This window comes from Nocardia yamanashiensis, from assembly GCF_021183565.1.
Lineage (GTDB): Bacteria > Actinomycetota > Actinomycetes > Mycobacteriales > Mycobacteriaceae > Nocardia > Nocardia yamanashiensis.
This window is the reverse complement of record NZ_CP089226.1, coordinates 5,623,036-5,647,214: the sequence shown is the minus strand read 5'-3', so window position 1 is coordinate 5,647,214 and position 24,179 is coordinate 5,623,036. Positions and strand designations below refer to the sequence as shown.

The following is a 24,179-nucleotide window of genomic DNA, read 5'->3' as shown; positions in this document are numbered from 1 at the left end:
GACCCCGCCCCTCCCGAAGTTCAGGGTCGGAATGGGTCAGGGGACCGATGTGCGGGCGGGCCGGAACGCGGAGAGTGGAGGTATGACAACACCGACCAGCACCCGCCGCCTCACCCGCTCGACCAGCAACAAGTGGATCGCGGGCGTCTGCGGCGGTCTCGCCGAATACCTCGGCTGGAACGCCACCCTCGTCCGCCTGCTCTTCGTCCTGTCCTGCCTGCTGCCCGGACCGCAGTTCATTCTCTACCTGATCCTGTGGCTGGTGATTCCGAAGCGCTGATTCGCTCATCCGCTGTAGCGCACGATCCGATCGTTGTCGCCGACGTAGATCGTGCCGGAGTGGTCGACGGCGAGCGCCTGCGGATAACCGAGGCCTTCGATGGGCACCCGCTGCCATTGGGTGCCGCCGGCGTCGAGGCGGAATACCGCGCGTTGCAGGGCGTCTGCGACATACACGGCGTCATTGACGTCGACGTCGATGCCGTGCGGGAAGTTCAGATCGGCGCCCGGGGTATCGATGGTGGTGCCGGAGCGGCCCGCGATGCTCCACAGCACGGTCGGTTCGGTCGCGCCGGCGGCCCATTTCAGTATGCCGCCGGGCGCGCCCCAGGTCAGGTAGAGCGCACCGGACTGGTCGACCGCTATGTCGTTGGCGCTGTCGGGCATTCCAGGCGTCGGCAGTTCGGATGCGGTCGTGGCGCCGGACTCCAGTTTCAGCACGCGCTTGCCGTCGAGGATGTAGAGCGTGCCCGCCTGATCGAAGGTGAGCGCGGTCGGTGCGGCCGCACCCACGGGGACGTCGATCGGCGTGGTCGAACCGGGTTCGTATTTGACCACTTTCGCGGTGGACCTGTTCGACACGTAGATGGCGCCGTTCGCATCCACCGCGATGCCGTCGGGGTAGGTGCTCTGCGGAGTCAGCTTCTCGACCGGTGGGGGCGCGCCGTACGGATATTGGACGACGCCGGCCGTTTTGCCGTCTATGTAGAGGTTCCCGGAGGAGTCGACGGCCAATGCCGAACCCTGCCAACCGCTCTGGGTGGTGATTTCGGACTGCGTGACGGTTGCCGCGCCGTGCTCGGTCGGCGCGTCCGATCCCTGGTGCCTGGATTGCACCACCAGGACGGTGATCAGGGTCGCGACGGCCGCCAGGACCGCTGTGGCCGCTATCCATTTGGTGCGCTTGGTATTCCAGTGCGTGCGTGCCGCCGCCCGTTCCGGTCGAGAGATGGACGATGCGGTTCCCGTGGCGGGTTCGGGTCGGCGGGTGGCCGGTGGGGAGTCTGCCGCGGGTGCTGCTCGGCGGATGGCCGGTGTGGCTTCCGCCCCGCCGCGTTCGGATTCGAGCGCCGCGGGTGCGGCGAGCGGGTACAGCTCGGTTTCCGCCGTGGTCGGCCAGGTCGGTACGGGGGACTGCCGCACCGCTACGGTTGCCGCGTCGTCACCCTCCGCCAGGGCGCGTTCCGCGTCGCGGGCGAGCGCGCCGCAACTCTCGTACCGCTCGTCGCGGTTCTTGGCGAGCGCCTTGGCGATGACGGCATCGAATCCGGCGGGGACCCGGCCCCGGGTCTCCTTGCTGGGCTGGGGAATCGGCGCGTAGAGGTGTCCGCTGATCATGTGCGCGGGGGAGGTGCCCGGGTACGGCGGCGCACCCACCAGCAGGTGGTAGAAGGTGCAGCCGAGGGCGTACACATCGGTGCGCTCGTCGAGTTCGGCGGCGGGATCGAGCTGTTCCGGGGCGGCATAGGGGAAGCTGGCCAGGATGGTGCCGGTGGTGGTCAGCCCGGCGGTGTCCTCCAGGGATTTGGCGATGCCGAAGTCGGCGATCAGCACGCGCTCCAGCGGCCCGTGGCCCGGACGCGGTTCTCCCAGCAGGATATTCGCGGGTTTCACGTCGCGGTGCAGCATGCCATTGGCGTGCGCGTAGTCCAATCCTCTGGCCGCTTCGGCAAGAATCCGTACCGCACGGTCCATGTCGATATTCGGCTGTTTCCGCAGCAGGGTGCCGGCATCGGAACCCTCGATGTACTGCATGGCGATCCAGAGCTGTTCGCCGTCCTGGCCGCGGTCGTAGGCGGTGACCACGTTCGGATGGTCGAGACGCGCGATATTGCCCGCCTCGCGCAGAAACCGGGCACAGAGGGCCGGATCGTCAGTGAGGGCGGGATTGAGAAGTTTCAGCGCGACGAGCCGGGGCAGGCGCGGGTGGGCGGCGAGGTAGACCGTGCCCATGCCACCGCCGCCGATCCGCCGGTGAATGACGTATCCGGCTACCTCGTGGCCCGGCGCGAACTCCCGCACACGCCATATTGTTCAACGCTTCGGGCCGGCGTGCGTGCTGTTCACAGGGACCGGAGTTATCCACATTCGGTATCAAGCGGCTGCGGACGGCCGATGCGGGTGACAGGATGAAAGCCACGTCACTGCGGAGGAGCGCACATGGTCACATCGGGTGATCTGCCGGGCTTGGACCTGCCGAATCTCGACGCGCATTCGGAACTCGGCGCGCTGGGCGCGGTGGAGCTAGAGCATCCGACCCAGGACATCGACGGCGACGGCCGGCTCGACACGGTGACCACCAACAGTGATCACACCATGCATGTGTGGACGGACCTGGATCACGACGGTTACGCCGACCACGTGACCGTGGTGGACACCGGCGGCGACTACGCGGCCTGGGAGTTCCACCATCATCCGGACGGCACCACCGAATGGGTGCGCACCGACGAAGGACGCCTGGGCAAGTAGTCCGGCGGGGGAGTTCGAATGAGGGGGAGGGATGGGCGGATCCGACGTGCTCGGAGTCAGTACCGAGACGCTGCGCGGTGCGGCCACGATGTTGCGCGAGGCCGCCGCCACGCTGGGGCGGCAGTCGAACCGGGTCGGCGAGCACGCCTTCGGTATCGGCAATGACGAGGCGGGGCGGAACTATGCGCCGCAAGGTTCGGCGGTGCATCACGGGCTGGAACGCATCGCCGGCTGCCTGCACGCCTGGGCCGCGTCGGTATCCGCGACCGCCGACGTATTCGACCGTGCGGCAGCCGAATACGACCGGATCGACAGCACCCGGGCCGCCGCCGTCTCGGGGGTGCACCCATGACCTTCGACCCAGCCGGTAAGACGATCGACGAGATCCTCGATTACGGCGCACCGGGTTTGCAGTATTGGGAGCACTTCCTGCCGCTGTACGAGGAGGCGTTCGGGCCCTGCCGTAATGCGACCCTGCCCGGTTTGCAGGCCGCGTACGACGAACAACGCGGCACCGATCTCGCGAAGCTGGACGCCACCCGCGCCGAGCTGGCGAAGGCGCTCGAGAACGCCGAAACCCAATGGCAGGTGGAACAAACCGTGGCGCGCGACCTCACGGCCGCATGGATCGGTGGCACCGGGGACCAAGCCCTCATGATGGTCGATGCCCAGTTGCGCCGTGCCCGGGCCGATCTCGACGCCACCCGCACGGCCACCGACGCACTCGGTGCGGTTGCCGAACCCCTCCGCCAAGCGGTACTCGCCAAAGCGCACGCCACGCTCGCCCTGCTGCCGCGAACAGGTGACGGTGCAGTCGAACTCACACTCGGCGGCAAATCTCCCGACGACATCGACACGCTGATAGCGGACCAGTCCGATCCGTGGCTGACAGACACGTTCCGTCCCGACGTCGAACGCAAACTCGACCTGTTCACCACCGCGTGCACGACCGCCGACGCCGCCTTCGAAACGCACTACGCGAGCGTGATCGCAGCCCTGAACGAAGTGGTCGAACTGCCCTTCCCCTGCCCTCGCGACATCGCCGTACCGCCGATCGAAACGGCCGGACCGAGCGCGATCCCGCCGGGCTGTCCCGCCCCCTCGGGCGGGAGTTCGGCACCGGCACAGCCGAGTTGGCCTGTCACACCGCAGTCGTACGCCCCGTCGGCCGCGCCGGGGCAAGCGGTTCACGGGCCCAGCGGCGAACCGGCGCCGAACTCGGGAACGACTGCGCAAGGCCGCGAAGCCGTGCCGAACTCCGGAACAGGTAGTGACTCATCCGTTCCGGCGACGGCGCCCGGAACAACTCCGTCCGCCGACCCGGAACCGCGATCCCAACCGCAATCGGCAACCGGCACAACACCCGAAACCGCCCCCGCGACAACAGGAGACGCATCGCCGTCAAGCGCCACCACCGCACGCTCCCTGAGCAGCGGCCTCGAATCGCTGACATCCGCAGTCCAGCAGGGCATTACCGACACCCTCACCAAACTCCGATCGCTCGTCCCCGGCAGCGACGACAAGGACTCGGACACGCTGTCGGCCGCACCCGAAGCACCGAAATCCGAGACCGATCCTGGCAGCACCGCACACAAGTCCGAATTCGACCTGGCCGGAAAACATTTCACCCTCGAACAACTCCCGGACGGCGAACTGCGACTGACCGTCACCGACGAGACCGGCGGCTCACACACCTACACGCTCAGCTTCGACGAACACGGCATCCCGGTCCTCACCGAGAGCACACAGCCGCCCGACGGCGCAGCCGATTCGGCAGGCCAGCAAGCAGATTCGCCCCCGATCCCAACGGGTTCCGGTCCCACCCCCGACACCGACGGCCGACCGGACTCAGCCGAAGGCTCGGATTGCCCACCGCCGACAGCCGGTGGAGAGTCCCGCGAACCTGGTGCTTCCTGCGAACCCAGTGACTTCGATGAACCCGGTTACTCCGCCGGCCCCGAGGGTTCTTGCGAGCCCGGTCGCTCCGGTGGTACCGAGAACGCTTGCGAGCCCGGTCGCTCCGGGAGTCCCGAGAACGCTTGCGAGCCAGGCCGTTCCGGTGGAGCCGGGGAATCTCGCGAGCCAGGTGGTTTCGGTGGCCTCGGCGACTCCAGCGGATCCGGGGACGCCTGCCCACCGGGGGATGTGCCTTCGCCTGCTGCTGAGCCACGGGACGTACCGGTGTCCCCGGACATCGACGAGTCGGCGGGGACAGCGGAACCGCCGCCTGTACCGCCGGACCAGTCCGCGCCCGGCGCCGGGATGACCGGAGTGCAGCCCGGCGGTGGAATGTGTTCGCCGCCCGGCGAAGACGGTGCTGCGGGCGACGGGATCGGTCCGTCGCCGCGAACTGGGCCGGGTGCGCCGTCGCTCCCTGATGCGGGGCAGGCTCAGCCGCCACTCCCGGAGTCGTGGCAGCCGCCGCTTCCGGAGCGCGGGCAGGGGGTATCGCCCGGGGACGGCGGTGAGGTGATCGAGATTCCCGATGCGGGGGTCGAGATTCCCGGGGCGGTGCCGCCGTGAGGGGTGTTCGGGTGGGTGGGTTACTTGCGGAGGGCCTGGATCAGTTGCAGGACGGGGAGCTTCTGGGGCTGCTCCGGTTCCTCTTCCACGGCTTCGGGATCGACGATCTGGGTGTGCGGGATGAGGGCTTCCGGGTCGGCGAAGGGCTTGTACTTCTTGTCGCCGAGGACGGTGTAGTTGAGGAAGCCGACCAGCAGGCCGCGGGTGAGGCGTTCGGTTTTGGCTTCGTGCTTGCCGGCGCCGAGCGCGGCCAGGGCGCGGCGGCCCTCGACCATGCCGTTGTGGGTGGCCTTGTCGACCGAGCGGAGTACGGCGGGACCGCCCCAGGCGGCGCCGAGCGGGACGGCGTTCGAGCTGACCGAGCCGATGTCCTCGCCGCCGCCCAGGATGAGCGCGGGCGTGTCGATGCCGGGTGCGAGCGCCTCGCCGGAGGGGGCGGTCGGGGCGGGGTAGAGCGCGGCCACGGCGGCCACCTCACGCTGCGAGGCGGCGATGACGGCCGCACCGGCGCCCATGCCGTGCCCGGCCAGCGTCAATTTGTCCGGGTGCACGCTGATCTCGCCGGTGCCCAGCCGCACCCCGGTGCAGATGTCGAGCGTGGTCAGCAGATCGGTCGCCAGGTTCAGGTGCGACGGAATGGGTCCGCGTTCGGTGTCCGGCGCGGCCGCCACATAACCCCAGGAGGCCAGATGTTCCAGCGTTCGCCGGTAGTTCGCGGCACTGGCCAGCCAGCCGTGCGCGAAGGCCACGGCGGGCAGGTTCAGCCCCTTCGTGGGCGTGAAGACCACCCCCGGCTGCCCGGCGATGCCGAGATTGCCGCGCAGCACCTCATGGGGGCCGCGGGCTGTCAGGGTGCTCAGGAGCGATTTCACAGACGCCGACACGGAGACGAACTTATCCGATCGCAGCAAGGTTCGGGTGTTTCGCCCGGGTGCCGGTGCCCTTCGAATTCGCCGGCCCGCACCTCCCGGTTAGGCTGGTGACCCATGTGCGGAATCGTGGGGTACGTGGGGTATAGGGAAGCCCTCGGCGTAGTGGTGGACGCGTTGCGCCGCATGGAATATCGCGGCTACGACTCCGCGGGGGTGGCCGTGCTCGACGGCGCCGGCGGACTCGCCGTGGAACGCAAGGCGGGCCGCCTGGCGAACCTGGAAGCCGAACTCGCCGAAGCGGGGACGGGCCGCTTCGCCGGTTCGACAGGCATGGGACACACCCGGTGGGCCACGCACGGCGCGCCGACCGACCGCAATGCCCATCCGCACCGCGACCGCACCGGGCGGGTGGCGGTGGTGCACAACGGCATCATCGAGAATTTCGTGCCCTTGCGCCGCGAACTCGAATCCGCCGGGGTGGAACTGGGTTCCGACACCGATACCGAGGTGGCGGTGCACCTGGTGGCCCGGGCCTACGCCGCCGGTGACACCGCGGGCGATTTCGTGGCCTCGGCGCTGTCGGTGGTGCGGCGGCTGGAGGGTGCGTTCACCCTGGTCTTCACGCACGCCGACCATCCGGGCACGATCGTCGCCGCCCGCCGCTCCACCCCGCTCGTGGTGGGTGTCGGCCAGGGCGAGATGTTCATCGCCTCCGATGTCACCGCCTTCATCGAACACACCCGCGAGGCAGTCGAACTCGGCCAGGACCAGGCCGTGGTCATCACCGCCGACGGCTACACGGTCACCGATTTCCACGGCGCGACCGAGGGCGTGCGGATCCGGCCGTTCACCATCGACTGGGATCTGGCCGCCGCCGAGAAGGGCGGCCACGACTACTTCATGCTCAAGGAGATCGAGGAGCAGCCGGCCGGGGTGGCCGACACGCTGATCGGGCATTTCGCCGACGGCAAGATCATTCTCGATGAGCAGCGCCTGCACGATCAGGAACTGCGCGAGGTCGACAAGGTCTTCGTAGTCGCGTGCGGCAGTTCGTATCACGCGGGGCTGCTGGCCAAATACGCCATCGAGCATTGGACGCGGCTGCCCGTGGAAGTGGAGCTGGCCAGCGAATTCCGTTACCGCGACCCGGTACTGGACCGTTCCACGCTGGTGGTGGCCATCTCGCAGTCCGGGGAGACCGCCGACACGCTCGAAGCCGTGCGGCACGCCAAGGAGCAGAAGGCGCGCGTGCTGGCCATCTGCAATACCAATGGCGCGCAGATTCCCCGCGAATCGGACGCCGTGCTGTACACCCGCACCGGTCCGGAGATCGGCGTCGCCTCCACCAAAGCGTTCCTCGCGCAGATCACCGCCAACTACCTCGTCGGTTTGGCGCTGGCTCAGGCGCGCGGCACCAAATACCCCGACGAGGTGGCGCGCGAGTACGCCGAGCTCGAGGACATGCCGCGGCTGGTGTCGCAGGTGCTGGAACAGGCTCCGCATATCCGGGAGATCGCGCGGCAGTTCGCGCACGAACCGACCGTGCTGTTCCTGGGCCGCCATGTCGGATACCCGGTCGCGCTCGAAGGGGCTTTGAAGCTCAAGGAATTGGCGTACATGCACGCCGAGGGGTTCGCGGCCGGTGAACTCAAGCACGGGCCGATCGCGCTCATCGAGGACGGGCTGCCGGTGTTCATCGTCATGCCCTCGCCGAAGGGCCGCGCGGTGCTGCACTCCAAACTGCTCAGCAATATCCGTGAGATCCAGGCCCGCGGGGCGCGCACCATCGTGATCGCCGAGGAGGGCGACGACACGGTGCGGCCGTTCGCCGACCATCTGATCGAGATCCCGTCCGCGCCAACGCTGTATCAGCCGCTGCTGTCCACGGTGCCGCTGCAGATCTTCGCCGCCGAGGTGGCGCAGGCGCGCGGGTACGACGTGGACAAGCCGCGCAATCTCGCCAAGTCCGTCACCGTCGAATAGTGCGGTGGCCGAACCTGTTTCGGCCTACTGCTCGACGGTGACCGCACCCTTCATCTCCGGATGCAGCGGGCACAGGTACCGGAATGTGCCCGCCGTGGTGAAGGTGTAGCTCCACTCGCCGGTGCGGATGATCGGGCTGTTGATCCCCATCGCCGCATCCCCGATCCCCTGCACCGCGTGCGGAGCCTTGTCGGAGAACTTCCACTGCACCGTGTCCCCGACCTTCACGGTCAGGTTCGCGGGCGAGAACTTCATATCGTCGACATTCACCGTGGTGGTCGCGGCCGGGCGCGGCCCGGCGGGCGTGGTCGTGGCGCTGGTCGCCGCCGTGGACGAACTCGCCCCCGATTTCGACGAATCCGACCCGCACCCGCCGACCGCCAACGCCCCCGCCACCAAGGTCACCAAAAACAGGGCACGGGCGGGCGAATTGCGTCGGATCGGCATGGCCGCCAGCGTAACCCCCGTGGTTAGCGGCCCATTCGCGGGCACCGCGGGGAAGTCGGCGTCCGCGGTCGCGAAGGGGCGCCGGGTCACCAGGACGGGCACCATGCCCGGACCGGCCCGCGGGATCTGCAACCGCCGGACGGGCGTGGTCCGCAAACCCCCGGACGGGCGTGATCCGCAAACTGCTGGATGGCGTGGTCCGCAACCCGGGACGGGCGCGGTCCGTGTTCCCCGGCCGGACCGCCTCGACGGCTCCGAGAAGTCCACCACGGCAATGGATTGCCACCGTATCTGCGCTCGCATCTGCTTCGTTCGCGCGGATTCGACGTGGACGGTCCCGCGATGCCGGACGCCCGGCGGATATCGTGGCGGGATGGCCGGTTACTCGGGCACGCCGCTACCTCGCAAGCTCGGTATCAAAGCCGGGGATCGAGTGCTGCTGGCGAACCAACCGCCCGGGTTCGAGCTCGGCGAGCTGCCTGAGCGAGTCGAGGTGCACCGTCGCGTGGGGAGCGGGAGCTACGAAGTGATCGTCGGCTTCTGTCCCGATCGTGCGGCCCTGGTGCGCGGCTTCGGCGGTTGGCACGATCGGATGACCCAGGCGGGCGGGCTCTGGCTGGCCTGGCCCAAGAAGGCGAGCGGGGTTCCCACCGATCTCAGCGAAAGCATCGTCCAGCAATACGGTTTGGCGTCCGGGCTGGTCGACAACAAGGGGATCGCCATCGACGACATCTGGTCCGGGCTGCGTTTCGTGGTCCGCCTGACCGACCGCAAATAGGAGGCGAGCCGACAGTGCGCGGATATTTCACGGCCGGCGAAGTGCGCGCGGCCGAGGCCGAACTTTTCACCCGCGTCCCGGACGGAATGCCCATGCGCCGTGCCGCTTTCGGGCTGGCGGAGGTGGTCGCGCGTGAACTCCGCGAACGTACCGGCGGAGTAGCGGGTCGTAGCGTCGCCCTGCTCGTCGGCTCCGGCGACAACGGTGGTGATGCTCTCTGGGCGGGCTCGTTCCTGCGCCGGCGCGGGGTGGCCGTCACCGCCATTCTGTTGTCGCCGGATCGCGCCCATCCCGCCGGACTGGCCGCACTCCGCCGCACCGGCGGCCGAATCCTGGATGGGCGCGGCGACTCCCGATCTCGCGCCGCCGGGGACCTTGGTGGCATATCTGATCAGGGAACCGATGTGACCGGCGGTGACGCGGCGGCGGCGCTCCGTGCCGCGGACCTGGTCGTCGACGGGATCGTCGGGATTTCCGGTCACGGCGCATTGCGGCCCGGGGCGGCGGAACTCGTTGCGGCGGTGCGGGCGCCGATCATCGCCGTGGATCTGCCGAGCGGGGTGGATCCGGACACGGGGGCGGTGGTGGGGCCTGCGGTGCGGGCCGCGGTGACGGTGACGTTCGGGGCGTACAAGCCGGTGCATGCCCTGGCCGTGCCGTATTGCGGGCGGATCGGGTTGGTGCCCATCGGATTACGGCTGGGCGAGGCGGGGCTCGCCGCGCTGGATCCGGAATCGATCGGTGCGGAATGGCCCGTGCCCGGCGCGGGTGACGACAAGTACACGCAGGGGGTCACCGGGGTGTGCGCTGGAAGCGCGACGTACCCGGGCGCGGCGGTGCTGTGTACCGGGGCGGCGGTCGCCGCGACCTCCGGCATGGTGCGGTATGCGGGGACCGGGGCCGCGGAGGTCCTCGCGCACTTTCCGGAAATCATTGCCGCGCCGAGTATTTCGGAGACCGGCCGGGTACAGGCCTGGGTGTTCGGGCCCGGGGCGGGTACCGATGCCGGAGCGCGCGATCGGCTCATGGAAGTCCTCGCCACAGATCTGCCGGTCGTGGTCGATGCCGACGGCCTGACATTGCTGGCCGCCGACCCGAGCGTGCTGAAGACGCGCACCGCGCCGACGGTGCTCACGCCGCACGCGGGCGAGTTCGCCCGGCTGACCGGTCACGAGCCCGGCCCCGACCGGGTGACGGCGGTGCGCGAGCTGGCCGAATCCTGGCAGGTGACAGTGCTTTTGAAAGGGCGTGCCACGCTGGTCGCCGCGCCCGGCCGGCCGGTGCTGGTCAATGAGGCGGGCGGTTCGTGGGCCGCCACCGCCGGTTCCGGGGACGTACTCTCCGGAATCATCGGCGCGCTGCTCGCCGCCGGCCGCGACCCCGCCTGGTCCGCCGCCGCCGCAGCCCGCGTGCACGCGCTCGCCGCCAACCTGGCCGCCCACACCGACACCACGGCCGGCGCCCCGATCTCGGCCTCCCCATTGCTCGCTCACGTGCGCGCCGCTATTGCCACATTGCGCGAGCTGGCGCTACCCGCTGCCGTCCGCCCCTAGAGTTGGCGCTACCCGCTGCCGTCCACCCCAAGAACTGCGCCACCCGCTGCCGTCCGCCCCCAAGAGCTGCTGTCCGTAGGAGGTGTCCGCTCGGTGTTCTCGCAGGTGGTGTCCCCGCTCGATCGAGTGGGGCAGACGGATGGGACGTGGGTGTGAACCGTTGGTATTCACCATTGCGGGTTCGGGTGTGCCCGGTGCTCAGTAGGCTCTCGGGGTCGGCTTTCGATCCGGGAATGCGGGGCCGGCGGCTGGGAGTCACATGGAAAACAGGGTTCGGTTCGGAGCGGGTGTGATCCGTATCGCGTCGGCGCGGATGGCAGGATCGGGATTGTGAACAACGCCGGTCCGCAGTTGGAGACGCTCGTCGATCTGGATGCCATCGCCCACAATGTGCGCATTCTGGTGGAGCACGCCGGGGGCGCGGCGGTCATGGTCGTGGTGAAGGCGGACGGGTACAACCACGGGGCGGTGGAGGTCGGCCGGGCCGCGCTGGCGGCGGGGGCCCGGGAGCTGGGGGTCACCACCATCGCGGAGGCGGTGACGCTGCGGGAGGCGGGGATCACCGCGCCGATCCTGTGCTGGCTCAATGCATCCGACGCGGATTTCGGGGCGGCGATCGAGCACGATATCGAGGTCGCGGTGTCGTCGGTGGCGCATCTGGAGGCGGTGGCCGAGGCGGCGCGGCGGCTCGGGCGGCAAGCCACGGTTTCGCTGAAGGTGGACACGGGGCTGAACCGGAACGGCACCTCGGTGACCGAGTTCCCGCGCGTGCTGGAACTGCTCAAGCAGCTGGTCGGCGAGCAGACCGTGCGATTCCGGGCGCTGTTCTCGCATCTCGCGGTCGCCGACGAGCCCGAGCATCCGGCTACCGATATGCAGCGCGACCGGTTCCTCGAATACGTCGCCGCCGCGGAAGCGCACGGCCTGCCGCCGGAACTGGTGCACCTGTCGAATTCGGCTGCCGCACTGACCCGCCCGGACCTGGCCTTCGACATGATCCGCCCCGGCATCGCCATCTACGGCCTGTCGCCGATGCCGGAGATTTCCGATTTCGGCCTGCGTCCCGCCATGACCTTCCGCGCCCGCATCGCCCTGGTGAAGCAGGTCGCCGCCGGTGAGGGCGTCTCCTACGGCCACCGCTGGCACGCCGACCGCGACACCACCGTCGCCCTGATTCCCGCCGGTTACGCCGACGGCGTCCCACGTCCGCTCAGCGGCCGCATCACCGTCGAGATCGGTGGTGAGCGATATCCCAATGTGGGCCGCATCTGCATGGACCAGCTGGTCGTGGACCTGGGCGACAACCCGGCCGGCATCACCGTCGGCGATACCGCCGTCCTGTTCGGCGCCGAACCCCACCAGCCGCACGCCGACGAATGGGCCACCGCCCTCGGCACCATCAACTACGAAGTGGTCTGCGCTCCCCGCGGCCGCGTCCTGCGCACCCACATCGGCGGCACCCGATGATCGACGCCCGCGGCCACCGCCTGCTGGCCACCGTCGAGGACACCGAAGCCCTCGGCCGCGAACTCGCCGCCCACCTGCAAGCCGGCGACCTGATCATCCTCGACGGCCCCCTCGGCGCCGGCAAAACCGCCCTCACCCGCGGCATCGCCGCCGGCCTCGGCGTCGAAGGCCGGGTCAGCTCACCGACTTTCATCATCGCCCGCCAGCACCGCCCCGGCCCGCATCCCGGCGCCGTCGGCCTCGTCCACGTGGACGCCTACCGCCTCGGCGGCGACCTCGACGAACTCGACGCCCTCGATTTGGACACCGACCTGGATCACGCCGTAGTGGTGGTCGAATGGGGTTTGGGTGTCGCAGAACACCTGACCGACCGCCATCTACGAGTCCAGCTCCGCCGCGAACCCGAATCAGATATCCGCACCGTCGAATGGGAATGGATAGCAGCCGCAGGCTGATCCGCCTCCCCGCGAATTCAGCGCCCAACTGACGGCCGTCGCCCGAATGGATGCGGACAACGGCCGAGTGCCGAAACAATTTTGGGCGTACCCGGGGAGTTACCCCGATTCTCGCGAGATCTGCTGTCGCGTTTCCAGGAGAAACCGCTCGGGTGTGCGCGTAAATCCTGGAGAGACGGTCCCGGTATTGTTGAGGGAATCATGTTGATTATGGCTGTCGACACCGCGACGCCCGCTGTCACGGCGGGACTGGTGGAACTGGAACCGGCGGACCCCGGGACGACTCCTCGAATCACCACGGTCATCACGAAAGTGACCGTGGACGCTCGCGCGCACAACGAGGTGCTGACCCCGCAGATCCTGGCCTGCCTGGCCGAGTCGGGGCGTTCCCGCGCGGACATCGACGCCGTGGTCGCCGGGATCGGACCGGGACCGTTCACGGGTCTGCGGGTCGGCATGGCCACCGCCGCCGCGTTCGGTGACGCGCTCGGCGTGCCGGTGTACGGCGTGTGCAGCCTGGACGCCATCGCCGCCGATACCGAGACCTATATCGCGGGCCGTGTGCAGGACGAACCGGTCGAGTTGCTGGTCGTCACCGATGCCCGCCGCCGCGAGGTGTACTGGGCGCGCTATCGCGCCGAGGGCCGGGTCGAGGGCCCCGAGGTGAGCAAGCCCGCCGATCTGGATCAGGGCACCGCCAACCTGATCGCCGGATCCGCTTCGCACGTCGACTATTTCGATCTGCCGGTGCTGCCGGTCGAGACGCCGTCCCCGGCCGGGCTGGTGCGGTGCGCCGCCCGCGAGCTGCTGGCCGGCACCGCGCCGGAGCCGCTGGTGCCGCTGTATCTGCGCCGCCCGGACGCCGTGGAGAAGAGTTACGCGCAGGTGGGCCGATGACCCTCCGCATCGAACCGATGCGGCCGTCCGACGTGACCCGCTGCGCGCAGCTCGAACAGGTGCTCTTCCCGGAAGACGATCCCTGGCACGAGGTTTCGTTCCTGTCGGAGCTGGCCGGACCGCACAATCGCTATATCACCGCGCGGGATGCGGACAATCGCATGCTCGGGTACGCGGGTATCGCGCTGCTGGGCGATCCGGAGCATCCGGAGGCGGAGATCCATACCATCGGGGTGGATCCGGATCTGCATCGCGGCGGTATCGGCACCCTGTTGCTGCAGGCGCTGCTGGCCGAGGCCGGGAAGCGCGGCGGGCCGGTGTTCCTGGAGGTCCGCACCGACAACGCGGCCGCCATCGCGCTGTACGAGAAGCACGGTTTCCACATCATCGGGCTGCGCAAGAACTACTACCAGCCCAGCGGCGCGGACGCGTACACCATGCGCAAGCCCGCGGTGGCCGGGTTCCCGCAGGACGTCAACGGATCTTCGATGGGGACGACGGAGGTCTTGTCGTGATCGTCATGGGTATCGAAAGCTCCTGCGACGAAACGGGAGTCGGCATCGTGCGGCGGCTGCCGGACGGCAGCTGCGAACTGCTCGCCGACGAGGTGGCCTCCAGCGTGGATCAGCACGCGCGTTTCGGCGGCGTGGTGCCGGAGATCGCGTCGCGCGCGCACCTCGAGGCGATCGTGCCGGCCATGCGCCGGGCGCTGGCCGCGGCGGGCATCGCCAAGCCGGACGCGCTGGCCGTGACCATCGGCCCCGGACTGGCCGGGGCGCTGCTGGTCGGCGTGGCCGCCGCGAAAGCGTATGCGGCGGCGTGGGATATCCCGTTCTACGCGTTGAACCATCTCGGCGGGCACGTCGCCGTGGACACCCTCGAGCACGGGCCGATGCCGCCGGCGGTGGCGCTGCTGGTGTCGGGCGGGCACACGCATCTGCTGCAGGTCACCGATCTGGCGCAGCCCATCACCGAACTGGGCAGCACCGTCGATGATGCCGCCGGTGAGGCGTTCGACAAGGTGGCGCGGCTGCTCGGGCTCGGATATCCGGGCGGTCCGGTGCTGGATTCCATTGCGGCGGACGGTGATCCGCACGCCATCAACTTCCCGCGCGGGATGACCGGTCCGCGCGATCCGCGCTACGACTTCTCCTTCTCCGGGTTGAAGACCGCGGTGGCGCGTTATGTCGAGGCCGCCCAGCGCGAGGGCCGGGACCTGCCGATCCCGGATATCGCGGCGTCGTTCCAGGAGTCGGTGGCCGATGTGCTCACCATGAAGGCGGTGCGCGCCGCGCAGGATGTCGGCGTGGACACGCTGGTGCTGGGCGGCGGCGCGACCGCCAACTCCCGCATTCGCTCGATGGCCGAGGAGCGTTGCGCCGCAGCGGGTATCACCCTGCGCGTGCCCAAGCCGCGGCTGTGCACCGACAACGGCGTCATGATCGCCACCCTGGGCGCGCACGTGATCGCCGGTGGCGCACCGCCTTCGGAGCTCACGGTGGCCACCGACCCGGGCCTCCCGGTCTCGGTCAGCCGCATCTGAACCAGCGCCCCGTCAGCGCAGGATCGGGAACGGCGAGGCCGTTGTCCTACCTGACGCTGCTTCGATGAAGTCGACGGCCGGCGCCATCTCGGCGAGCAGTGCGGTGGTTTCGGTGAGCGCGCGGGCGGGGATCAGTTCGGGTGGGAGTTCGAGGGCGCGCAGCACGTCCAGCAGGTGAATCGTGGCTTCCAGCAACACGATTCGCACCCCTTCGTTCAGGGTGATCATGCGTCCGGTCGAACCCCACGGCGCGACCACCGTCGGCGGCGCCGAGCGCAGTTTGCGCACCGCGTTCGCCCCGCGAATCCGGAATCGGTCGATCAGCTCCTGTGGCTCGACCGAAACCGATTGCGCGGCAGCCTGATCCGCGACGGTATCGGCCAGCGTATGGGCCAGGCCGTCCGGTTCGTTGAAACCCCGCAGCGCCTCGGCCGCCGTGTACACCCGGCCGACCGCGCCGGGTTCCGGCAGTTCCACCTGACTGTCGAAGGCGACCGGCATCAGCGAATGATGCGCGTAGCAGGCCGCCACATCCCATCCCGGGCAACGGCTTTCGGTCCGCCACTGCTTCTCGTCGAGCCCCGCCCCGAGCTCGGCCCATACTTCCCAGATCTCCTCGAGCGCATCCACCCTGCTGCCGTAGAAATCGTCCATCCTTCGACTGTGGCACAGCGCGGGCGATCCGGGCCGGGGATGAAGGGGCCTGGATGAACGACACGCCGGGCAGGCCCCGGACATACGACCGCGACCGGGGGATCGATCCTCGGTCGCGGTGAGATGCGGTGATTCAGTCGGTCGGGCGGACCAGGGTGGTGGTGCCGCCCCCGCCGGATCCGGTATTGGCCCGGTTGGTGGTGCTCGGCGCGGTGGTGCTCGGCGCGGTGGTGCCGGTGGTGGTGGAACCGCCGGTGTTGCTCTCGGTGGTGGTCGGCAGCGGGGTGCCCAGCAGCGGCCCCAGAATGCGCGGGAGGTCCGCCGGGAAGGGAATCTGCGGCAGATCGGGATCCGGCCGCAGCGGCGGCTGCTGGACGGTCGTAGCGGTGGTCTGGCTACCGCTGGGGGCGGCGCTCGGCCCGGTCGAGGGCGCGGTGGACGGAACGGTGTTCTTGACCGTCCCGCGGGTCTGCCCGGCGGTGGTCGGCGTGAGCGGCGGCGTGGTCGGCGCGCTGGGATTCACCGGCACCGTGGCGCCGGTGGTGGTGGGCGAGTAGTTGGTGCCCTGCGGTTCCGGGATCATCTCCTTGATCCCGTAGCCCACGATCAGCCCCACCACCACGATGGCCCCGGCCAGCGTGCCCGCGAGCTTGGTGAAGGTGCCGACCGGCGCGTCCGCACCCAGGCTGTTGATCACCTGGAAGGTGGCCGGGGTGGTGGTGTCGGCGACCAGCGCCGCACCCTTGGCGATCGCCGATTCCGGTTCCGGAACGGTGAAAACCGGTACGTCGAGCTGCTTTTCGAGGCTGTCCAGCACGGCCGGGGTGTTCGCGCCCCCGCCGAGCACGGCGACGGCCTCCGGGAACTTCGGGGCCCGGGCGAACACGCCGCGGGCGAATACCGCCAGCTCGCGTAGCAGGTCGGCGACGAGTTCGTCGAAGTCGACGCGGGTGAGCTTGAGCGGCTGCCCGGCCACGTGGTCGATGGTCACGGCCGGCGCGATGGACAGGTGCTCCTTGGCGGCGCGGCTGCGATTGAGCAGCATGCCCCGGTTCGGGCGGGTGCCGCGCCGGGCCAGGTGACAGTCCAGCAGGTGCTGCAGGATCAGCTCGTCCATGGCGTTGCCGCTGACCACGCCGGTGCGTTCGGAGCGCAGCACGGTGTCGTCGGCGTGGTCGGCCACGGTGACGGTGGCGCCGGTGGCCCCGAGGTCGATGATGGCGACCGTCTCGTACCGGTCCAGCAGGCCCGTGTGGCGCAGGAACGCGAGCGCCGCGGTGCTCTCCGGGATGAGCTTCACATTGTGGCGCTGGCGGCCGATGGCGGAGCGGATGATCTGGGCCTGTTCCCGGTCCCGGTAGGCGACTGCGATCTCGCCGGGCGGACTCGGTTCGGGATCGCCATGCGCGCCGTTGCGGGAGATCGGGTGCGCGCCGACCGGATGCACGGTCTCGCGCGGAATCTGGGTGGTCATCAACTCGATCGAGGACGCCACCAGATCACCGAGATCGGAGTGGGCGGTGTCGGCGGTGACGACCCGGTAGTCGAAGTGCTGGGCGCCGTTGGGCGCGGTGGCGACGGTTGCCGAGCACACCACCTCGCTCCCGGCGGATATGCCGAGGGATGTTCGCATGTTCACCTCCCTTCGAGCGGATGGCCCCGGTGTAACCGGCCATCTCGAACGGACTGCGGAGGCATCCTGCGGGTAACGGACGACTCCGAGCTACGGATCAGGCCGGACCCTTGTCCGATGGGGCGTCGGGACCAGCCGGTGATCAACTGCGGTCTTGCTCTCGTCTCATGCCTGCACGGACGATGCCGCACAGTTAGCGGGGTGAAGCGTTTATGTAACTCTCGGCGGTGCGCTGACGGGGTCCGATCGGGTCTGCCGCGCGGCCGTCGTCAATAGTGTCACAATCCGTTATCCGAACGTTACAGATTTTCGGATTTCTTTGGAAGCCCTCAGAATCCCTGCCCGGTCGCCCGGCGAGTCGCGTTGTCCAGCGGGATTACCCGGTTGTCCTGCGCTATTGCATTTGTAAGTACAGTCGCGGTAGCAGAGCCCGCCCTTGAGCGCTGGCACTCACATGTATAGAGTGCTAGTCGGCACTGGTTGTTGTGCTCAGGTGCCAGCTACGACTTCTGCGCAGGAGTCCCGGCACCCGCGACGACGGGGCTGATTGCACAGAGTCGGTCAGACCGAAACCGTGCGTCCGAGGCAACCGCTTCGGACGAGAAGAATCCCCTGAAAGTGGAGGGCTCACTGTGGCGAGCGTGAACATCAAGCCGCTCGAGGACAAGATCCTCGTCCAGGCCAACGAGGCCGAGACGACGACCGCCTCCGGCCTGGTCATCCCCGACACGGCGAAGGAGAAGCCCCAGGAGGGCACCGTCATCGCCGTCGGCCCCGGCCGCTGGGACGAGGACGGCGAGAAGCGCATCCCGCTGGACGTCAAGGAAGGCGACGTCGTCATCTACAGCAAGTACGGCGGCACCGAGATCAAGTACAACGGCAGCGAGTACCTGATCCTGTCGGCGCGCGACCTGCTGGCCGTCGTCACCAAGTAGGGAACGACCAACTCTCGCCCCGGCGTCGCCGCTGTACATCAGCTCCGGCCCGGGGCGGAGTGCGTTCTCCCCCAACTCATTTCAGGAGTAGGTAACACATGGCAAAGCAGATCGAGTTCGACGAGAAGGCGCGTCGGGCCATGGAGCGCGGCGTCGACAAGCTCGCCGACGCCGTCAAGGTCACCCTCGGCCCGCGCGGCCGGCACGTGGTGCTGGCCAAGGCCTTCGGCGGCCCGACCGTCACCAACGACGGCGTGACCATCGCCCGCGACATCGATCTCGAGGACCCGTTCGAGAACCTGGGCGCGCAGCTGGTCAAGTCCGTCGCCACCAAGACCAACGATGTCGCCGGCGACGGCACCACCACCGCCACCGTGCTGGCGCAGGCGCTGATCAAGGGCGGCCTGAAGAACATCGCCGCCGGCGCCAACCCGATGGTGCTGGGCAAGGGCATGAGCAAGGCCGCCGACGCGGTCGCCGCCGCCCTGCACGCCGCCGCCACCCCGGTCTCCGGTGAGAAGTCCATCGCGCAGGTCGCCACCGTGTCCTCGCGGGACGAGGAGATCGGCAACCTGGTCGCCGAGGCGCTGACCAAGGTCGGCAAGGACGGCGTCGTCACCATCGAGGAGTCCTCGGGTCTGCAGACCGAGGTCGCCATCACCGAGGGCGTGCAGTTCGACAAGGGCTACCTGTCCCCGTACTTCGTGACCGACGCGGAGACCATGCAGGCCGTCCTGGAGGACGCCTGGATCCTGCTGAACCGCGACAAGATCAGCTCGCTGCCCGATCTGCTCCCGCTGCTGGAGAAGATCGCCGAGTCCGGCAAGCCGGTCGTCATCATCGCCGAGGACATCGAGGGCGAGGCGCTGTCCACCCTGGTGGTCAACGCGATCCGCAAGACCCTCAAGGTCGTCGCGGTCAAGGCCCCGTTCTTCGGTGACCGCCGCAAGGCGTTCCTGGACGACCTGGCCATCGTCACCGGCGGCACCGTGATCAACCCGGACCTGGGCATCACCCTGCGCGAGGCGGGCGTGGACGTGCTGGGCAAGGCGCGCCGCGTGGTCGTCACCAAGGACGAGACCACCATCGTCGAGGGTGCGGGCACCCAGGACGCCATCGACGCGCGGGTTTCCCAGCTGCGCAAGGAGATCGAGAACACCGACTCCGACTGGGACCGCGAGAAGCTGGAAGAGCGCCTGGCCAAGCTGGCCGGCGGCGTCGCCGTCATCAAGGTCGGCGCGGCCACCGAGACCGAGCTCAAGGAGCGCAAGTACCGGGTCGAGGACGCCGTGTCCTCCGCCAAGGCCGCGGTCGCCGAGGGCATCGTCTCCGGCGGCGGCACCGCGCTGGTGCAGGCCGCAGCGCAGCTGGGCGCGCTGCGCGACTCGCTGTCCGGCGACGAGGCGGTCGGCGTCGAGGTTGTGCGCCAGGCGCTGCTGTCCCCGCTGTACTGGATCGCCACCAATGCCGGCGTCGACGGCGCGGTCGTGGTCGCCAAGGTCACCGAGGGCAAGGACGGCTTCAACGCCGCCACCCTGACCTACGGCGATCTGGTCGCCGAGGGCGTCATCGATCCGGTCAAGGTGACCCGTTCCGCGGTCGAGAACGCCATCTCGGTGGCGCGCATGGTGCTGACCACCGAGTCGGCCATCGTGGAGAAGCCGGCCGAGGAGCCGGAGCACAGCCACCACGGGCACTCGCACTGAGCGAGCGGCCGCCGCGGTGACGCGGGGTAGCTGAACGAGCCCCCGGACGGGTGACCGTCCGGGGGCTTCGTCATCCGGGCCAGACGCCGGAAATGTCCGGGGGCCTTGTCGTTCCGGCGGGGGTTCAGAGCCCGAGGCGGCCGAGCAGGCCCTCGGTTTGCTCGCGATCGAGCTCGCGCACCAGCTCGCAGGAGGCCTCGAGGGCTTCGTGCACCACGGGATACATGTTCGAGGGCCGCCATTGCAGGTGCATGCCCTTGGATTCCACGAGGAGCAGCGGTGTGCCGTCCAATACCGGCAGTTCCGCCGGCGATGCCGACCCGGGCATGAACATGAATCCCGGCGGAGCGAAATTGAAGCGCTGATAATCCAGCAACTTCGGCGCCGCCGCGTAATCCTCCGGCGTCAGACCGTGATTGCGCGCATATCGCACCGCCGCCGGATCGACCGGTTCGGCATTCAGATATCCCGGCCCGGTATGGCGCAGCAAGGCGTCCTGCAGGAGCGCATACCCGTGATAGAGCCGATCCCGCATCCCGATCAGCCGGAATTCGAAGGCGCGCCGATTGTTCCGGTCCAGCACCAGCACATCCAGATCGTCGTGCAGCGTGAACACCTCGCGCAGGAAGAACGGCACCAGCTCGCTGTGCTCGAGATCGTCGAGCCGTTCCATCACCTCCGGGTGCGCCCGCCAGCGCTTGCGGGTCTCCTTGGACCGGCACAGCATGGTCATGGCCGCCGGAATCGCCAATCGGCTCGCGGCGCGGGTGGTTTCGTCCGGATCCTCGGCGAGGGCGTCCAGCTGGCGCACCAGCAGCTCCAGCGTGGCGTCGATGGCCGCCCCCGGATCGGCTCCGTTCTCGACCATGGTGCCGCACAGCAGGGCCAGCAGCGCGGTGTGGAACAGGTCCGCGCCGGGCATGAGATTGCGCAGCGACACGACGCCGGCGGTCAGTTCCGCGCGGGTGCTGCCGGACTGGATCTCGGCGATCTCGGCCCGCACCTCGGGCGGCAGCAGGATGCCGTGCCCGCCGGTGAACGAATCGATCTCCGCCTGTTCGGTTTCGGCCGCGACGAACTCGCGCAATGCCCGCAATGCCATCACAGCTTTCCCCCGCACCCGATGTGTCCGGTCCCCAACCTAGCAGTCGGCCACAAGCGATTTCGGCGGCGCGGTGCGGTCGGGAACGCGGCAGGCCCCCGGAAGCGAATCCGTCCAGGGGCCTTGTCATTTCGGCGTCCGGCTTACGAGCTGCCGGTGGACACCCGCGGCTTGTTGCGCAGTTCCTCGCACGCGGCGTGATCCGCCTCCGGCCGGTCGTTGCCGTCCTGGGCGCAGCCGTTCGCGGTGAAGCCCTCCCGGTCGTATCCGGATCGGTTGTAACCCTGCCGGTTGTAGCCGCTGCGGTCGTAGCCGAAGCGGTCCCGGCCGAACGAGTCGAACCCGCTGCGGTCGTAGCCGTACCGGTCCCGGCCGAAGGTGTCGTAACCGCTGCGGTCGTACCCGGAGCGATCGCGGCCGAACGAGTCGTAACCGCCGCTGTCGTAGCCGCTGCGGTCCCGGCCGGACCGGTCACGGCCCGAGGAGTCGTATCCGTCCGCGCCGTAGCCGCCGTTGCAGCTGAGATCGGACGGCTGACAGGGGGTGGCGAGCGCGGGCGCGGAAACGGCCAGGGGAGCGAGCAGGAGGGTGCCGGCGATGACGGCCCGTGCCGTGATGCCGAGGAATCCGTGAGTACCGATGGTCTGCAATTCGATCAATCTCCTCTACGCGAGCACGAATTCCGTGCTCTGCGGAGGCTGTCGATCGACCATCGAAATTTGTTACTTTCGCTAATGAATCCGCTCCCGCCCGGAGCGGTTGAACGGACCGGGCGGTCGACCGAAACCTCGGCGATGCGGCGAGGTCAGTCTCGTAGCGAAGGGGTGCTGCGGCCGTTTCCCTGCCGGAAAGCGGTGGGCGAGTGGTGGATCGCGGTGGACGGCGCCGGGTCGGTGGAGATGGCGGCGAGGAGACGGTCGCGAAGGGCGGGCGGCGGCGCGGTGGCCACCGTCGAAGCTAACTGGGCGAGGACTTCTCGGGTCTGCTGCACTTCCTGGTTGAAGTCGGCGCGCAGTACCGGGTCATCGGTGTCGAGCAACTCCGCCACTGCGCGCTGATCTTCGTCGCCGATCGATCCGAGCGCGACAGCGGCCGCGAGATCGATCTGGCTTTCGTTCATCTCACGTCACTCCCAAACTTTTCTTGAGTCGTGTCAGTCCATCCCGAATACGGGACTTAACGGTCGGTAATCCTACGCCCAAATACGCCGCTACCTCGGCATACGTCCGGCCGCCGAAGTAAGCGAGCGAGATGGCTTCCCGCTGCGTCTCGGTCAGCGTGGCCAGACCGGCCAGGACCGCCTGCTGCTCGAGCCGTCGACCCACTTCTTCGGTGACTTCGTCGAATTCGTTACCGAGAGTGCTGGTGCCGTAGGCGACTTCGCGCAGGGCATGGGCCTGCTCGGCGCGCACGCGATCCACCGCGCGGCGATGGGCGAGCGTCATCAGCCAAGTGACCGCGGAGCCCTTGGCCGGATCGAAGTTGGCTGCGGTACGCCAGATCTGGAGATAGACCTCCTGGGTCGTCTCCTCCGCGTAACCGGGATCGTGTAGGACGCGTAGGACCAGGCCGAACACCCGAGCGCTGGTGCGGTCGTACAGCTCGGCGAACGCCTGCTGATCCGACTGCCCGCAGCGTTCGAGAAGTGCGGCGAGTTCGAGGCTTTCGGCTGCGCGTGCCGTGATCGCAGAGTCGGGCGTCGCCACCCGCTCGTTCCTCGAACTCTGGAACGAGTCGCCCTCTGCGGCCGGCGGCCGCGTTGTCACAACGCTCCGTTCTGTGTCATCGGCCACGAGGGTAGCGTGCCGCTATGACCTCCTCTCGATGGGGGGTATCGGCAAAACGACTGTCGCACAGCGATTTTCCGTTTTGTCCCGACTTGCCCGAATCGTGATCCGAGAGACACGCCGACGCACGCCAGGCCTTGCCGGTCACAACCGATCGCTGCCGGAGCAGTGCCGGTTGTTTGCTAGACATTCGGCGCGCCGGGGCGCACGGATGGGAGGAAATTGCAAATCACACCGCTGTGTTCAGCGGTAACGAGCACCGTGCGCCCCGATCGCCTCGGTGGTGCACAGCCGTCACAAGACGGTCTGCGCTTCTGATCGGGCTCCCCGCGCCCTACGCCACTACCCGGCGCCGGTTGCGGCGGGCGTGCATCTCGCGTTCGGTCTCGGACATTCCGCCCCAGATGCCGTAGGGCTCACTCACCTTCAGCGCGTGCGAACGGCACTGCAGCAGCACGGGGCAGGCCCGGCAGACTTCCTTGGCGCGCATCTCGCGCTGCGAACGGGCGCGGCCGCGTTCGCCGTCCGGGTGGAAGAAGACCGAAGAGTCCTGGCCCCGGCAGCTACCACGCATCTGCCAATCCCAGACATCGGCGTTCGGACCAGGGAGGTGGGTCGGCATAGGCATGTGAACTCCTTATGGTGCGAGCTCGTCGGCATTGTCGAGCGGTGCTTGTGGCTAACAGTGGGCCGCATCGCCGGCACCCGGCGATCGCACTTCGCCGCTGCCGCAATTTCGCACGGCACCGACGATGACGATGACGTACGTTAGGTCGGGGAACGAAATCGAGTCAATAGTTTGTCCCGCGGCGATCCAAATACCAGCGCATTAGAGAATTAACATCCTCTCTATTTACAAAGTACCCCCACTGTGGTGATACTGATCGGTTGCCCAGGAGCCCAGGGTCGCAGTCATAGCCCATCGGACTGGCGAAAAGGCCAGGTAGAACTTGCTTTTCGAACTCGAATGCGATCAATGTCGGCTATGCGCCACCATGGGCCCGAGTGATCTCGAGCATTGCGCCCTGCGCACTGAGTAGGGTAGAGATGGCCACTCCGAGGCGCGCAGGTTAATAGCGCGAAACGCCATACGAAT

The 24,179-nt window shown here is 68.5% G+C and carries 24 protein-coding genes; 14 read left to right on the top strand and 10 right to left on the bottom strand.

Annotation, left to right across the window (positions count from 1 at the left end):
• Positions 1-82: 82 nt before the first annotated feature.
• A complete protein-coding gene (locus LTV02_RS26545) occupies positions 83-280 on the top strand; it encodes a PspC domain-containing protein (protein WP_067711724.1) in 198 nt (65 codons plus the stop codon).
• Positions 281-285: 5 nt separating this feature from the next.
• On the opposite strand, the gene LTV02_RS26540 is transcribed toward LTV02_RS26545, so the two are convergent.
• The gene (locus LTV02_RS26540) at positions 286-2,301 is read right to left on the bottom strand and encodes a serine/threonine-protein kinase (protein ID WP_233034567.1); all 2,016 of its coding nucleotides are present in this window, start codon (positions 2,299-2,301) and stop codon (positions 286-288) included.
• A 138-nt stretch (positions 2,302-2,439) separates the two neighbouring features.
• Here LTV02_RS26540 and LTV02_RS26535 point away from each other — a divergent pair, with 138 nt between their 5' ends.
• The 3 genes from LTV02_RS26535 to LTV02_RS26525 are packed head-to-tail and all read left to right on the top strand — an operon-like array spanning position 2,440 to position 5,271.
• A complete protein-coding gene (locus LTV02_RS26535) occupies positions 2,440-2,748 on the top strand; it encodes a DUF6802 family protein (RefSeq protein WP_067711719.1) in 309 nt (102 codons plus the stop codon).
• A gap of 31 nt (positions 2,749-2,779) precedes the next feature.
• Positions 2,780-3,100 (top strand): type VII secretion target, encoded by a 321-nt coding sequence (locus tag LTV02_RS26530; protein WP_233034565.1) that lies wholly within the window; start codon positions 2,780-2,782, stop codon positions 3,098-3,100.
• Positions 3,097-5,271 carry a hypothetical protein gene (locus LTV02_RS26525; RefSeq protein ID WP_233034563.1) on the top strand — a complete coding sequence of 725 codons (2,175 nt, stop codon included), beginning with the start codon at positions 3,097-3,099 and terminating at the stop codon, positions 5,269-5,271. Before LTV02_RS26530 ends, LTV02_RS26525 begins: the two co-directional genes overlap by 4 nt.
• A 20-nt stretch (positions 5,272-5,291) precedes the next feature.
• Here the strand turns inward: LTV02_RS26525 and LTV02_RS26520 are convergent, their stop codons facing one another.
• On the bottom strand, positions 5,292-6,155 hold the full coding sequence (locus tag LTV02_RS26520; RefSeq protein WP_067711806.1) for a dienelactone hydrolase family protein: 864 nt from the start codon (positions 6,153-6,155) through the stop codon (positions 5,292-5,294).
• A 102-nt stretch (positions 6,156-6,257) separates the two neighbouring features.
• Between LTV02_RS26520 and glmS the strand changes: the two genes are divergently transcribed.
• The gene (gene glmS, locus LTV02_RS26515; protein ID WP_233034561.1) at positions 6,258-8,126 is read left to right on the top strand and encodes a glutamine--fructose-6-phosphate transaminase (isomerizing); all 1,869 of its coding nucleotides are present in this window, start codon (positions 6,258-6,260) and stop codon (positions 8,124-8,126) included.
• Positions 8,127-8,150: 24 nt separating this feature from the next.
• Here the strand turns inward: glmS and LTV02_RS26510 are convergent, their stop codons facing one another.
• Complete coding sequence (locus LTV02_RS26510; RefSeq protein WP_233034559.1) at positions 8,151-8,573, bottom strand: cupredoxin domain-containing protein; 423 nt, start codon at positions 8,571-8,573, stop codon at positions 8,151-8,153.
• Between the two features lie 373 nt (positions 8,574-8,946).
• On the opposite strand from LTV02_RS26510, the gene LTV02_RS26505 reads away from it, so the two are divergent.
• From LTV02_RS26505 to tsaD, 7 genes are all read left to right on the top strand, one after another.
• A complete protein-coding gene (locus LTV02_RS26505) occupies positions 8,947-9,351 on the top strand; it encodes a hypothetical protein (RefSeq protein ID WP_233034558.1) in 405 nt (134 codons plus the stop codon).
• Between the two features lie 14 nt (positions 9,352-9,365).
• Positions 9,366-10,904 carry an NAD(P)H-hydrate dehydratase gene (locus LTV02_RS26500; protein WP_233034557.1) on the top strand — a complete coding sequence of 513 codons (1,539 nt, stop codon included), beginning with the start codon at positions 9,366-9,368 and terminating at the stop codon, positions 10,902-10,904.
• Between the two features lie 330 nt (positions 10,905-11,234).
• Positions 11,235-12,371 carry an alanine racemase gene (gene alr / locus LTV02_RS26495; RefSeq protein WP_332909534.1) on the top strand — a complete coding sequence of 379 codons (1,137 nt, stop codon included), beginning with the start codon at positions 11,235-11,237 and terminating at the stop codon, positions 12,369-12,371.
• Complete coding sequence (tsaE, locus tag LTV02_RS26490) at positions 12,368-12,826, top strand: tRNA (adenosine(37)-N6)-threonylcarbamoyltransferase complex ATPase subunit type 1 TsaE (RefSeq protein WP_233034556.1); 459 nt, start codon at positions 12,368-12,370, stop codon at positions 12,824-12,826. The genes alr and tsaE overlap by 4 nt, the downstream gene beginning before the upstream one ends.
• A 201-nt stretch (positions 12,827-13,027) precedes the next feature.
• Positions 13,028-13,723, top strand: a complete 696-nt coding sequence (tsaB, locus tag LTV02_RS26485) for a tRNA (adenosine(37)-N6)-threonylcarbamoyltransferase complex dimerization subunit type 1 TsaB (protein ID WP_233034554.1) — start codon at positions 13,028-13,030, stop codon at positions 13,721-13,723.
• Entirely contained in the window at positions 13,720-14,238 is a 519-nt protein-coding gene (gene rimI / locus LTV02_RS26480; protein WP_233034553.1) for a ribosomal protein S18-alanine N-acetyltransferase, read from the top strand. Before tsaB ends, rimI begins: the two co-directional genes overlap by 4 nt.
• Positions 14,235-15,266 (top strand): tRNA (adenosine(37)-N6)-threonylcarbamoyltransferase complex transferase subunit TsaD, encoded by a 1,032-nt coding sequence (tsaD, locus tag LTV02_RS26475; RefSeq protein ID WP_233034552.1) that lies wholly within the window; start codon positions 14,235-14,237, stop codon positions 15,264-15,266. Before rimI ends, tsaD begins: the two co-directional genes overlap by 4 nt.
• A 12-nt stretch (positions 15,267-15,278) precedes the next feature.
• Here tsaD and LTV02_RS26470 read toward each other — a convergent pair whose 3' ends face one another.
• Positions 15,279-15,920, bottom strand: a complete 642-nt coding sequence (locus LTV02_RS26470; RefSeq protein WP_233034551.1) for a maleylpyruvate isomerase N-terminal domain-containing protein — start codon at positions 15,918-15,920, stop codon at positions 15,279-15,281.
• Between the two features lie 133 nt (positions 15,921-16,053).
• The gene (locus tag LTV02_RS26465) at positions 16,054-17,553 is read right to left on the bottom strand and encodes an Hsp70 family protein (RefSeq protein ID WP_233034550.1); all 1,500 of its coding nucleotides are present in this window, start codon (positions 17,551-17,553) and stop codon (positions 16,054-16,056) included.
• A gap of 632 nt (positions 17,554-18,185) precedes the next feature.
• Between LTV02_RS26465 and groES the strand changes: the two genes are divergently transcribed.
• Positions 18,186-18,488 carry a co-chaperone GroES gene (gene groES / locus LTV02_RS26460; protein WP_033086015.1) on the top strand — a complete coding sequence of 101 codons (303 nt, stop codon included), beginning with the start codon at positions 18,186-18,188 and terminating at the stop codon, positions 18,486-18,488.
• A 98-nt stretch (positions 18,489-18,586) separates the two neighbouring features.
• Entirely contained in the window at positions 18,587-20,194 is a 1,608-nt protein-coding gene (gene groL / locus LTV02_RS26455) for a chaperonin GroEL (protein ID WP_067711683.1), read from the top strand.
• 124 nt (positions 20,195-20,318) lie between these two features.
• Here the strand turns inward: groL and LTV02_RS26450 are convergent, their stop codons facing one another.
• From LTV02_RS26450 to LTV02_RS26430, 5 genes are all read right to left on the bottom strand, one after another.
• On the bottom strand, positions 20,319-21,296 hold the full coding sequence (locus tag LTV02_RS26450; RefSeq protein ID WP_233034548.1) for a hypothetical protein: 978 nt from the start codon (positions 21,294-21,296) through the stop codon (positions 20,319-20,321).
• A gap of 143 nt (positions 21,297-21,439) precedes the next feature.
• Positions 21,440-21,955 (bottom strand): hypothetical protein, encoded by a 516-nt coding sequence (locus LTV02_RS26445; protein ID WP_233034547.1) that lies wholly within the window; start codon positions 21,953-21,955, stop codon positions 21,440-21,442.
• 146 nt (positions 21,956-22,101) lie between these two features.
• The gene (locus LTV02_RS26440) at positions 22,102-22,416 is read right to left on the bottom strand and encodes an RskA family anti-sigma factor (protein ID WP_233034546.1); all 315 of its coding nucleotides are present in this window, start codon (positions 22,414-22,416) and stop codon (positions 22,102-22,104) included.
• 1 nt (position 22,417) lies between these two features.
• On the bottom strand, positions 22,418-23,002 hold the full coding sequence (locus tag LTV02_RS26435; protein ID WP_067711675.1) for a sigma-70 family RNA polymerase sigma factor: 585 nt from the start codon (positions 23,000-23,002) through the stop codon (positions 22,418-22,420).
• A 415-nt stretch (positions 23,003-23,417) separates the two neighbouring features.
• Positions 23,418-23,711 carry a WhiB family transcriptional regulator gene (locus LTV02_RS26430; RefSeq protein WP_067711670.1) on the bottom strand — a complete coding sequence of 98 codons (294 nt, stop codon included), beginning with the start codon at positions 23,709-23,711 and terminating at the stop codon, positions 23,418-23,420.
• Between the last annotated feature and the right edge of the window lie 468 nt (positions 23,712-24,179).